This window comes from Tsukamurella asaccharolytica (assembly GCF_007858435.1).
GTDB classification, from domain to species: Bacteria; Actinomycetota; Actinomycetes; order Mycobacteriales; family Mycobacteriaceae; genus Tsukamurella; species Tsukamurella asaccharolytica.
Genome location: NZ_VIGW01000001.1, coordinates 189,717 through 201,249, shown reverse-complemented (window position 1 = coordinate 201,249; position 11,533 = coordinate 189,717). Strand labels below are relative to the sequence as shown.

Here is an 11,533-nt window from a genome sequence, read left to right as displayed (position 1 = left end):
CTAGACGGCGGCGAGGTCCTCGTCGGGCTTCGATCCGTTCCGGTCCTGCGCGGACTCGACGATGTCGAGGTCCTTCGTCTCGGCCATCAGGTAGCAGCACAGCACGCTCACCGCGGACAGCCCGGCCAGCATGAATCCGACCCACAGCTGGTTGCCGTCGGCGACCCACTTCGCGGCGATCAGCGGCGGGATCGCGCCGCCGAGGATGCCGGCGAGGTTGTAGCCCAAGCCCGCACCGGTGTAGCGGTAGCGCTCGTGGAACATCTCGGGGAGCGCGGCGCCCGCGGGGCCGTAGGCGATGCCGAAGATGATCAGCGTGCCGATCAGCCCGACCGCGTACATCGGCAGGCTCTTGGTGTCGAGGATCGGGAACAGCACCAGCGACCACGCCACGGCGAGGGCGCACGAGGTCATGATGACCTTCCGGCGGCCGATCCGGTCGGAGTAGATCGCCGAGGCGGCGATCGCGAGTCCGAAGCAGACGGCGCCCACCATGCCCATCCCGAGCACCGTGGAGCGTGGGAAGCCCAGGTTCTTGGTGGCGTAGTTCGTGAGGAACGCGGTGCCCATGTAGAACAGCGAGAACAGCGAAGCCAGCGCTCCGGCGGCGATCAGGATCTCCTTCCACTGGAACCGGATCGCGTCCAGGAAGGGGAGCCGGGTGCGGTTGATCTCGCTCAGCGCGCGCTTGCGGACCTCGGTGAAGACGGGGGTTTCCTCGACCGTCAGTCGCACCCACAGGCCGACGAGCACGAGCACCGCCGAGAGCAGGAAGGGCACACGCCAGCCGATGGTCATGAAGGCGCTGTCTGCGTCGTTGGTGTCGCCGGCGGCGATCGTGAACAGCAGGAACGTGCCGCTGGAGAGGAAGAACGCGAACGACGGGCCCAGCTGCGGGAACATCGCGTACAGGCCGCGCTTGCCCTTCGGCGCGTACTCGGCGGTGAGCAGCGTGGCGCCCGCCCACTCGCCGCCCACGGCGAAGCCCTGGAGGAAGCGCATCAGCACCAGGAGGACCGGCGCGAGCGTGCCGATGCCGTTCGGGAACAGCCCGAAGACACCGCTCTCACTGCCCGGGAGCAGGCCGATCGTCACCGTCGCCGCGCCCATGATCAGCAGCGTCCACACCAGCGTGCGCTTGCGGCCGATCCGATCGCCGAAGTGGCCGAACAGGATCGCGCCCACGGGCCGGGCGAAGAAGGCGACCGCGAAGGTGGCGAACGAGGCCAGCGTCGCGACGCCGGGGCTCATGTTCGAGAAGAAGATGGTGGGAAACACCAGGGCGGCAGCGGTGCCGTAGATGAAGAAGTCGTAGAACTCGATCGTGGTTCCGATCGAGCTGGCCATCGCCACCCGGCGGAGCCGGGCTTTCGGGACGACGGGAAGTTCGGGTGCGCTCACAGGGGCTCCTCGGGGTCGGTGGACCCCCCGAACGGTAGTGACCGCGATCACACCGCCGGTACCCCCGAAATGGGGTAGTCGCGACGATCCCCGGTACGACGGGCCCGGTGCTACGGAAGGAGGCCGAGGCTGCGCGCCCGTGTGACCGCCTCGAACCGGGTGCGGGTGCCGAGCTTCTGTCCGGCGCTGCGCAGGTAGGCCTTCACGGTCTCGGCGCTGATCGAAAGGCGCTGCGCGACCTCGGCGTTCGTGCAGCCCAGCGCCACGTGGGCGAGGGCGTCCAGCTCGCGCGCGGTGAGCGGGCGGTCGGGGCTGGCGGCACCGTCGGACGGGCGGCCGAGGTCGGTGATGCGGCCGCACGCCCACTCCAGGCGGGAGCGGAGGGCGCCGTCGGTGATCTCCCCGGCGAGGGCGCGGAGCTCGGAGAAGACCTCCCGCAGGAGTTCCCGGTCGACACCGCCGAGGGCGGAGCGCTCCGTGGCCGCGGCCTCCGCGAACTGCATCCGACGCTCCACCTCCTCGCGCACGCGCAGCTCGTAGGCGAGGTCGCGGACCGTGTGCGCCACGGCGCCGAGGATCGTGTCGCTCAACGTGGTCTGGCGGCGGTCCGCGGCGTAGAAGACCGCGCGAACGACGCCGTTCACTGCGAGCGGGACGGCGACCATCGAGTGCAGGCCCTCGGCCTGCACGTGCGCCTGATAGTGCTGCGTGATGCCCGCGGTGCCGTAGTCGGCCACGGCGCTGGGCCGCCCCGTGCGCAGGACGTGCCCGCCCAGCCCGGCGCCGCGCGCGACCGGCAGGCCGTTCAGCGCCGGTGTGCGCAGGCCGACGCCGCCGCTCAGGATCACGTGGTCGTCATCGACCATGCCGACGAAGGCGACCGGAAGTTCCGTGCGCGTACGAATGGTTCGGAGGGCGGACCGCATGGCGTCGGCGTCGATCGTGCGAGCGGTCATCGGCGTCTCCGGGCGATCAGAGGGGAGATTTATCATCGCATGACCGATTCCCGGGTGTGACGGGAACCACAATGGGCGTGGCTCAGCAGGTGCCCGCGGGGAGGGCGTCGAGCTGCGCGCTGACCGTCGCCGCGAGCCGCGTGAGCGCGGACGTGCCCGACGCGAACGCGCCGTCGGCGGGCCGCACGGAGAGCATCAGGCCCGTGAAGCCGTGCTTGGCCCGCACGACGGCCAGCTGCCGGACCACGTAGGCGCCGTCGGTACCCGGCCCCCACCCGCCCTTGACGCCCACCGACTGCGCGCCGCGCAGGCCGTACGCGCCCCACCGCTGGTTCGCGTCGACCTCCCGCATCAGCTCGGCGGCCTCCCGGCCCGACCGTGAGCAGGGGAGGCTAGCCGCGAAGGTCGCCGCCGGTCCGTCGTTCCATCGGGTCTGGCCGAACGCGGAGTACTCGGGGCGCACCTTGCGGGACTGGACGACCGTCTCCGCGTCGCCGCCCGTTCGCAGCACCTGCTGCACAGCGCCGGCCGCCTGCTCAGGCGGGCCGAGTGACGACCAGATGGCCTCGGCGGCGTCGTTGTCGGAGCGGGTGATTGCGGACCGCATGGCGGCGGTGACCGCCGGTTCGGCCGTCCCTGTACGCTCGAGCGCCGCCATGACCAGAGGCACCTTCGACGTCGACCACGCGGGGAGCCCCGTCGCGTCCCCCGCGACCACGACGCGCCCTCCGCCCGCGACGGCGATACCGGCCTGACCGGGGATCTCCGCGATCGCGCGGTTCAGCGCCGCCTGGAGCGGATCGGCGGGCCCGGCCGGGGCCCCGGAGGTCGGGCCGCCGGAGGCACTGGCGACCGGTGCCGACGAGCCCGGCGCGGGCACCGCGGACGAGGATGCGGCCCTGCCGGCGTCGCCGGCCGTGCAGGCGGTGGTGCTCAGCAGTGCGGCGAGGACCGCGGCGGCCCTAGTAGATGTAGACGATCGCATTGTTCCCTCCCCGGCACGTGACGATGTTCGTCGTGCCGGTGCACGCCATCGCGATCGCACCGAGGTCCGGCGCACGAGGGCTCACGGCCGACACCGGCCCCGACTGCGGGGCGGTGTGCGCCGCCCGGTACGCCGCGGCGATCGCGGTGGCGAACTCGCAGGAAGTGTAGGGCTCGCCGGGCACGCCGCTGCCCCGGTCGGCGGCGACGGTGCCGAAGACCCCGCCGGTGCTCCCCTCGCAGACGGCGGTGTTCGGCGGCTGGGCGGCCTTCGTCACTGACGGTGTGGTCGACGGTGCCGAGTCCGTCGGGGTGGCCGCGGACGCGGGCAGAGGGGTGGTCGTGGTCACGGCGACCGGCGCCGACGATCCGCCACCTCTGAGCAGCACGACGGCGGCGACGAGCGCGGCGACGAGCAGCACCGCGACGAGCGCGAGAACGGGGACCACCGCCCGATGGCGCGGCGGCGGGGCGGTCGCACCGGCACCGGCACCGGCGGCGGGCGGATAGGCGGCCGGCGGCGCGTAGCTCGGGGTGACGTACTGCGGTCGCCCGCTCGAGGACGGCCCGCCGTGCGGGGAGGAGATCTGCGTGGGTGGTGCGGGCGGAGGCGATGCCGGGCGCGGAGCCGACGGCACCGTCGTCGTGGTTCCCCAGCTCTGGGGCGTGCCCTGGAGGGCGGCGGCCGCGGCCCGGGCGAACGATCCGCAGGTCGCGTACCGATCCTCCGGTCGCTTGGCCATGCCCTTGGCGATCACGGCGTCGAGCGCGGCGGGTGCGCGGAAGGGCGCGTCCGCCGACGGTCGCGGCGGCGCCGAGAGGAGGTGGTGGCGCATCATCTCCGAGATCGCGCTCGCGGTGAAGGGTGGCCGCCCGACGAGCAGCTCGTACAGGACGCAGGCCAGCGAGTAGACGTCGCCGGCCGGGGTGGCACCGCCACCGTCGAAGCGCTCGGGTGCGGCGTACGCCTGGGACCCGACGAACAGGCCGGCGGAGGTGCGGCGCTCCGCGTCGCCGTCCACCACCAGGCCGAAGTCGAGCAGGTACGCGAATCCTGACGGGGTCACCTGGACGTTCGCCGGCTTGACGTCCCGGTGCACGAGGCCCTGCAGATGTGCAGAATCGAGGGCGGAGCCGACCTGCGTCACCAGGTCGACGGCCCGCTCGGGCGGCAACGGCCCCGCCGCGACGAGTTCGGCGAGATTGCTGCCCTCGACGAGTCGCATGTCCAGGTAGAGAGTGCCCTCGATCTCGCCGTAGTCGTGGATCGGGATGACGTGGGGATCGGAGAGCCGTGCCGCCGTCTGCGACTCGTGCGTGAATCGCTCGCGGAATCCGGGGTCCTGCGCGACGCCCGCGTGCAGCAGTTTCAGCGCGACGTCGCGCCCCTTGACCGTGTCGCGTGCGAGGTAGACCTCGCCCATTCCACCGCGGCCTAGCAGCCGCACCAGCCGGTACGGTCCGAAGACCGTCCCCGTTCGGTCGTTCGTCGAGTCCCCACCCATGGATCGCCCCTCCGCGTCTCCGGTTCGGGCCGAGTCTATGGCCGAGCGCGCACGACGGCGATCCGGCCGAGGAATTGCTAGCGTGCAGCCATGATCGAAGTCGCGGGCTTGACCAAGACCTACGGCGCCGTGCAAGCGGTGAACGACCTGTCCTTCGCGGTGCGGCCCGGTCGCGTCACCGGGTTCCTGGGCCCGAACGGCGCAGGCAAGTCCACCACGATGCGCTGCATCCTCGGGCTCGATCGGCCGACCGCCGGTCGCGCGACGATCGGCGGCAGCGACTACCGCGCCATCGACCGGCCGATGACGAAGGTCGGCGCGCTACTCGACGCGAAGTGGGTGCACCCCAACCGGACGGCGAGGGACCACCTGCGCTGGCTCGCGGTGGCGAGCGGCATCCCCGGGGGGCGCGTCGACGAGTGTCTTGCGGCGGTCGGCCTCACGGACGCGGCGCGGAAGAAGGTCGGCGGCTTCTCCCTCGGCATGGCGCAGCGACTCGGCATCGCCGGTGCCCTGCTGGGAGATCCTGGCGTTCTGCTCTTCGACGAGCCGGTCAACGGGCTCGATCCCGAGGGCATCGTCTGGGTGCGCACCTTCATGAAATCGCTGGCCGCGCAGGGGCGCACGGTATTCGTCTCCAGTCACCTGCTCGCCGAGATGGCGCTCACCGCCGACGACGTGGTGATCGTCGGTCGTGGGCACCTCGTGTGGAACGGCGCCATGGCCGACTTCATCGAGCAGAACTCCGAGCGCACCGTGCGGGTGCGCAGCCCCCGCGACCGCGAGCTCGCCGGCGCGCTCACCTCGCGGGGGCTGGCGGTCGCCGCGGCGGAGGAGGCCGCCCCCGGCGGGGGAGGGCGGACCGTGCTGACCGTCCGCGGCGCCACGAGCGACGCGATCGGCGAGATCGCCGCCGCAGAGGGACTGCCGCTGGCCGAGTTGGCACCCCAGAGCGGTTCGCTGGAACAGGTGTTCATGCGTCTCACGGGCGGAGCGGTGGAGTACCGCGGGACGGGAGGCATCGGATGATCGTCCGCGCCGTACAGGCCGAGTTCGTCAAGCTCGCGACGGTCCGCGCCACGAAGTGGCTGCTCATCGGATCGTCCGCGGCGGCCCTGGGGATCACCCTGATCGTGGCCCTCGTCGTCCGCAACATCGGCGAGACCATCGACGACCCCGGGGTAGTGGCCCTCGCGCCACTCTCGGGCTTCGCCGCCCTTCCCGGCATCGCCATCATGTTCGCGGGCGTGATCGGCGTGCTCTCCGTCACCACTGAGATCCGCTACAACACCCTGCGGTCCACCTTCCTGGCCGTGCCGAACCGCTGGATCGCCCTCCTGGCAAAGACGGCGGTAGTGGCCGTCGTGTGCGCCGTGACCTACACCGTGGCGATGGTCGTGGCGGTGGTGCTGTTCGGGGTTATCGTGGACGGCTCCCCGGGCGAGGTGCTGCGCTCGGGCGCGGGATCGTTCCTCGCCTTCCCGGTCGGGACGGCCTTCGCCGCCGTCCTGGGGGTGGCGGTGGGCTGCGCGCTGCGCAACGGCGCGGGCGCCATCACCCTGCTGCTGGGCTACCTGTTCGTGATCGACAACGTGATCACGACGATCCCGCAGACCCGGGAGGCGGGACCGTACCTGCCCCTGTCGAACCTCCAGAACTTCATGGGCGTCCTCTTCGACGACGACTTCCCGTGGGGTGCGCCGGTGTCCTTCGTCTACCTGGTCGTCGTGATCGGAGCGCTCTGGGTCTGCGGCGTTGCGCTCATCGCCCGACGTGACGCGTGACTCACCGGGAGGAGGCAATGGCGCAGGTCACGCCCTATGTAAGCATCGCGTGAACGTTCACCCACGGCCCTGGCAGGCGATCGTTCGCGGTGCTACACAGGGGGTGTGAGTGTCGACAGTGCCGCACCGCCGACCGTCCCGGAATCCCCCGTGCGCGAACCCGCACCGGGCCTTCTCCGCCGGGCCGTCGCGCACCGCGGGCTGCGGTACCTGGCGGTACTGGTCGGCGCGTGGCTCCTCGCCGAGGGGATGGCGAGGCTCGGTGTTCCCGCGCCCGCATTGCTCGCGGCGCTCGTGCTCGGTGCGGTGCTGCGCATCGCGATCGGACGAGAAGTCACCGTCCCCACGGAGGTCAGCAGGTGGACCCAGGCGTTCATCGGCGTCATGCTGGGCGGCTACCTGAACTTGGAGGCGATGCGGACCATCGGCCCGGTTCTCGCGCCCTTCCTCGTGATCTCCGTGCTCACCGTGCTGCTGTCCCTGGCCACCGCCTGGGTGCTGAGCAGATGGGTCTCCGGGCTCGACCAGCGCACGGCGACGCTCGGCCTCATGGCCGGTGGTTCTTCGGCGGTGGTCACCCTCTGTGACGAGCTCGGAGCCCGCAAGGACGTCGTCGGCGTCATGCAGTATTCGCGCGTACTGCTCGTGAGCCTCACCGCGCCGTTCGTCATGGTCGGCCTGGCAGGCGGCGCGACGGCGTCCTCGCAGTCCTGGTTACTCGACCTGCAGTTCGTGGGTCGCGGGGACCAGGTGGCGGGCCTGTCGACGGCGTTCGTCTTCGCGCTCGCGGGGATGTGGCTGGGTCGCAAGCTGCGTCTGCCCGGCGGCGGACTGATCGGGCCGATGCTCCTGGCCGCCGTGATCGGCGGTTCGGAGCTGACCCGCGGCTTCGCGCCGCAAGGCGCCTTCAAGGAACTGCTGCTCATCGTGGTCGGGCTCGAGGTGGGGCTGATGTTCGATCGCCGGCTGCTCCGTCGGCTCGCGAACCTGCTGCCGGCCATCGCGGGCGCCATCGTCGTGCTGTGTGGTCTCGTCGCCGCCTTGGCGGGCGTCGCGGCCTGGATGACCGGGGTGCCGATGGCCGACGCCTACCTCGCGACCACCCCCGGCGGCATCAACGCGGTCGTCGCCAGCGCGACGGGCAGCCCGGATGCCGACATGGCGTTGATCGCGACCGTCCAGAGCCTGCGGCTCGTCTTCGTCGTGCTCGCGCTGCCGCTGGTCGTCGCCGTGTTGAATCGCTGGTCGGGCCTCAGGAAGGCGCGCGCAGGCGCCACGACGCGTTGACGGGGCCGTGGCCGGCGCCGACCGGGTAGGCCGCCGCCAGGGAACGGGTGACCCACTCCTTGCCGTAGGCCACCGCTTCGGGGACCGCGTAGCCGTGCGCCATCGCGCAGACGGCGGCCGCGCCGAGGGTGTCACCCGCGCCGTGATCGTGCCGGGTGTTCAGGCGCGGGGCCTCGAACTCGAGGAAGTCGGCACCGTCGTACAGCACGTCCGTGCTGGTGGAGGCCGTACGGAGGTGGCCGCCCTTGATCAGTGCCCAGCGCGGGCCGAGGGCGTGGAGGGCCCGCGCGGCGTCGCGCTGGGTGACCTCGTCGACGACGTCGATGCCGGTGATGAGCCGCACCTCGTCGAGGTTCGGCGTGACGAGGTGGGCGAGGGGGAAGAGCCGGCGCACCAGCGTCTCCAGGGCCTCGGGGCTGAGCAGTGGGTCGCCGTGCTGCGAGGCGCAGACCGGATCGACGAGGAAGGGGATGCGCGCGCCGATGCCCAGTTCCTCCGCGGTGTCCGCGATCGCGTCGATGATGCCCGCCGTGGCGAGCATGCCGGTCTTGGCCGCCCCGATCCCGATGTCCTCCACCACCGCCCGGATCTGACCCGCGACCGTCGCGGGCGGGATCGGGTGGAAACCGGTGACGCCGAGACTGTTCTGCACCGTGACCGCCGTGACGGCGCTGGTGCCGTGCACGCCGGCCAGGGCGAAGGTCCGCAGGTCGGACTGGAGCCCCGCCGCCCCGCCCGAATCGGACCCGGCGATCGTCATCACCCGCACCGGCGTCTCGCCGTTCGCGGGCAGGGGGAGGAACCGCATGGGCCGAGGATACGGCCACGTCGGCCCCGCCACTCCGATTGAACGATGTTCTGGAGAATTCGACCTGCGCTTATGCTCTCCAAAACATCGTTCAATTGCGGGTGGTGACCGCCCAGAGGGGGTTGACGGGGCCGTGGCCGGCGCCGAGGGGGTAGGCCCACCGCAGGCCCTCGGTGACCCAGGCCTTGGCGAACTCGACGGCCGCGGGCACCGTCGCGCCGTGCGCGAGGGCCGCGGTGGTCGCCGCGGCGAGGGTGTCGCCCGCGCCGTGGTCGTGCCCCGTCGGGACGCGCGGCGCGGTGAACTCGACGTACTCGGCGCCGTCGGTGAGCAGGTCCGGGCTCTCCGGTGAATCCCGCAGGTGACCGCCCTTGACCAGCGCCCACCGCGCCCCGAGCGCCAGCAGCGCCTCGGCGGCCTCCCGCTGCGAGGAGGCGTCGACGACCTCGATCCCGGTGATCAGCCGGACCTCATCGAGGTTGGGGGTGACCAGCGTGGCGCGAGGGATGAGCACGGTGCGCAGCGCATCCAAGGCCTCGGTCGCGAGGAGCGGATCGCCGTGCATCGACGCGGCCACCGGGTCCACGACGAGCGGCACCGCGTGGCCGTTGCCGATGTCCTCCGCGTCCGCGGCGGCTGCCACGGCCTCGATGATCTCCGTGGAGGCCAGCATCCCGGTCTTGGCCGCCTCGACGCCGATGTCGCCGGCGACGGAACGGATCTGGGCCGCGACGATCGCGGGTTCGACGCCGCGGAAGTCCTGCACGCCGACGCTGTTCTGCACCGTGACCGCGGTGATCGCCACGCAGGCGTGTAGCCCGAGCACGGCGAAAGTGCGCAGGTCGGCCTGGATACCTGCGCCGCCACCGGAATCCGAGCCGGCAATGGTCAGCACGCGGCGCGGGGCCGTGCCCTGCGGGGCGGTCGGCAGGCGCGACGGTGCGCCGACCGCCACCGTCGCCCGGTCGGTCGCCCCGTCCGTCATGTGCGGGAAGTCTCCAGCGGGATGTACACGCGCCCACCGGCGTCGGCGAACTCCTTCGACTTCGCCGCCATGTCCGCCGCGAGCTTGGCGTCGATGTCCTCCTGGGTCACCAGGTTGTGTTCCTGCGCGTAGGCGCGCACGTCGGCACTGATCCGCATGGAGCAGAACTTCGGGCCGCACATGGAGCAGAAGTGCGCGGTCTTGGCCGGCTCGGCGGGCAGTGTCTCGTCGTGGAACTCGCGCGCCGTGTCGGGGTCGAGCGACAGATTGAACTGGTCGATCCAGCGGAACTCGAAGCGCGCCTTGGACAACTCGTCGTCGCGGGACTGGGCGCCGGGGTGCCCCTTCGCGAGGTCGGCGGCGTGCGCCGCGATCTTGTAGGTGATCACGCCGGTCTTGACGTCGTCCCGGTTGGGCAGGCCGAGGTGCTCCTTGGGGGTGACGTAGCAGAGCATCGCGGTGCCCGCCTGCGCGATGATCGCCGCCCCGATCGCTGAGGTGATGTGGTCGTACGCCGGCGCGATGTCGGTCGCGAGCGGTCCGAGCGTGTAGAACGGGGCCTCCTCGCACAGCTCCTCCTCGAGCCGGACGTTCTCCACGATCTTGTGCATCGGCACGTGGCCCGGGCCCTCGATCATCACCTGTACGCCATAGGACTTCGCGATCTTCGTCAGCTCGCCGAGGGTGCGGAGCTCGGCGAACTGGGCGTCGTCGTTGGCGTCGGCGATGGAGCCCGGGCGCAGGCCGTCGCCGAGGGAGAAGGTCACGTCGTACTCGCGGAGGATCTCGCACAGCTCCCGGAAGTGCGTGTACAGGAAGGACTCCTCGTGGTGCGCGAGGCACCACGCCGCCATGATCGAGCCGCCGCGGCTGACGATGCCGGTGACCCGGTTCGCGGCGAGCGGCACGTAGCGCAGCAGCACCCCCGCGTGCACGGTCATGTAGTCGACGCCCTGCTCGCACTGCTCGATCACGGTGTCCCGGAAGATCTCCCAGGTGAGCTTCGTCGGGTCGCCCTTGACCTTCTCCAGCGCCTGGTAGATCGGCACGGTGCCCACGGGGACCGGCGCGTTGCGCATGATCCACTCGCGCGTCTCGTGGATGTCCTTGCCGGTGGACAGGTCCATGATGGTATCGCCGCCCCAGCGGGTGGCCCACACCATCTTCTCGACCTCCTCGGCGATGGAGCTGGTGACCGCGGAGTTGCCGATGTTCGCGTTGATCTTCACCGCGAATGCCTTGCCGATGATGGCCGGCTCGAGCTCGGGGTGCTTGCGGTTCGCCGGGATCACGGCGCGGCCGGCGGCCACCTCCTCGCGAACCTTCTCCGGGTCGAAGCCCTCGCGGGCGGCGACGAAGCGCATCTCGTCGGTGATGATTCCCGCACGGGCCCAGGCGAGTTGGGTGCTGGCGCCATCGACGGGGGCCGGCTTGGTCCAGGCGTCGCGGGCCTTCGGCAGGCCCTCGGCGAGGTCGTGCAGCTGATCCTCGGCGGTGTACTGCGTGTACGGGCCGGAGGTGTCGTAGACGTCGTGGTGATCGCCGTTGGTGAGGGCGATGCGGCGGAACGGCACGTGCAGGTCGGCGGCGCCGTCGGCGCCCGGGAGGGTGCGGTACTGCTTCTCGGAACCCTCGATCGGGCCGACGGTGACGGTGGAGACAGGGCTGGACGACGAAACAGGCATGTGGGACTCCTCTTCCCTACGCCGGCATTACCCGGACAGGTTCGTACGGTCGACGCCAGCGCTAGACGTCCTCTCAGCTCACTGCGGTGAGCTCCCGTGTGGTGCGTTACCGAGGGTAGCGCACGCCGAGCGGAGTCT

10 protein-coding genes and 1 riboswitch are annotated in these 11,533 nt (G+C 71.4%); of the genes, 3 read left to right on the top strand and 7 right to left on the bottom strand.

Annotated elements, in window-relative coordinates; all coding sequences use genetic code 11:
- From FK529_RS00955 to FK529_RS00940, 4 genes are all read right to left on the bottom strand, one after another.
- On the bottom strand, positions 1-1,347 hold the full coding sequence (locus FK529_RS00955; protein ID WP_146559487.1) for an MFS transporter: 1,347 nt from the start codon (positions 1,345-1,347) through the stop codon (positions 1-3).
- Positions 1,348-1,511: 164 nt separating this feature from the next.
- The gene (locus tag FK529_RS00950) at positions 1,512-2,357 is read right to left on the bottom strand and encodes a LuxR C-terminal-related transcriptional regulator (protein ID WP_146558714.1); all 846 of its coding nucleotides are present in this window, start codon (positions 2,355-2,357) and stop codon (positions 1,512-1,514) included.
- Between the two features lie 82 nt (positions 2,358-2,439).
- Positions 2,440-3,342 carry a serine hydrolase gene (locus tag FK529_RS00945; RefSeq protein ID WP_146558712.1) on the bottom strand — a complete coding sequence of 301 codons (903 nt, stop codon included), beginning with the start codon at positions 3,340-3,342 and terminating at the stop codon, positions 2,440-2,442.
- Positions 3,320-4,846, bottom strand: a complete 1,527-nt coding sequence (locus tag FK529_RS00940) for a serine/threonine-protein kinase (protein WP_146558710.1) — start codon at positions 4,844-4,846, stop codon at positions 3,320-3,322. The genes FK529_RS00945 and FK529_RS00940 overlap by 23 nt, the downstream gene beginning before the upstream one ends.
- A gap of 90 nt (positions 4,847-4,936) precedes the next feature.
- Between FK529_RS00940 and FK529_RS00935 the strand changes: the two genes are divergently transcribed.
- From FK529_RS00935 to FK529_RS00925, 3 genes are all read left to right on the top strand, one after another.
- Positions 4,937-5,875, top strand: coding sequence for an ABC transporter ATP-binding protein (locus tag FK529_RS00935; RefSeq protein WP_146558708.1), 939 nt, complete (start codon positions 4,937-4,939; stop codon positions 5,873-5,875).
- Complete coding sequence (locus tag FK529_RS00930) at positions 5,872-6,630, top strand: hypothetical protein (protein ID WP_146558706.1); 759 nt, start codon at positions 5,872-5,874, stop codon at positions 6,628-6,630. The genes FK529_RS00935 and FK529_RS00930 overlap by 4 nt, the downstream gene beginning before the upstream one ends.
- Positions 6,631-6,735: 105 nt before the next feature.
- The gene (locus FK529_RS00925; protein WP_231702862.1) at positions 6,736-7,917 is read left to right on the top strand and encodes an AbrB family transcriptional regulator; all 1,182 of its coding nucleotides are present in this window, start codon (positions 6,736-6,738) and stop codon (positions 7,915-7,917) included.
- Here FK529_RS00925 and thiD (FK529_RS00920) read toward each other — a convergent pair.
- The 3 genes from thiD (FK529_RS00920) to thiC all read right to left on the bottom strand — a co-directional run bounded on the left by thiD (FK529_RS00920) (position 7,883) and on the right by thiC (position 11,395).
- Positions 7,883-8,725, bottom strand: a complete 843-nt coding sequence (gene thiD, locus FK529_RS00920; protein ID WP_146558692.1) for a bifunctional hydroxymethylpyrimidine kinase/phosphomethylpyrimidine kinase — start codon at positions 8,723-8,725, stop codon at positions 7,883-7,885. The two genes, FK529_RS00925 and thiD (FK529_RS00920), sit on opposite strands and share 35 nt — an antisense overlap.
- 91 nt (positions 8,726-8,816) lie before the next feature.
- On the bottom strand, positions 8,817-9,710 hold the full coding sequence (thiD, locus tag FK529_RS00915) for a bifunctional hydroxymethylpyrimidine kinase/phosphomethylpyrimidine kinase (protein ID WP_146558689.1): 894 nt from the start codon (positions 9,708-9,710) through the stop codon (positions 8,817-8,819).
- Positions 9,707-11,395 (bottom strand): phosphomethylpyrimidine synthase ThiC, encoded by a 1,689-nt coding sequence (gene thiC / locus FK529_RS00910; RefSeq protein ID WP_146558687.1) that lies wholly within the window; start codon positions 11,393-11,395, stop codon positions 9,707-9,709. The genes thiD (FK529_RS00915) and thiC overlap by 4 nt, the downstream gene beginning before the upstream one ends.
- A riboswitch (TPP riboswitch) is annotated at positions 11,391-11,503 on the bottom strand. It overlaps the preceding gene by 5 nt.
- Positions 11,504-11,533 lie beyond the last annotated feature (30 nt).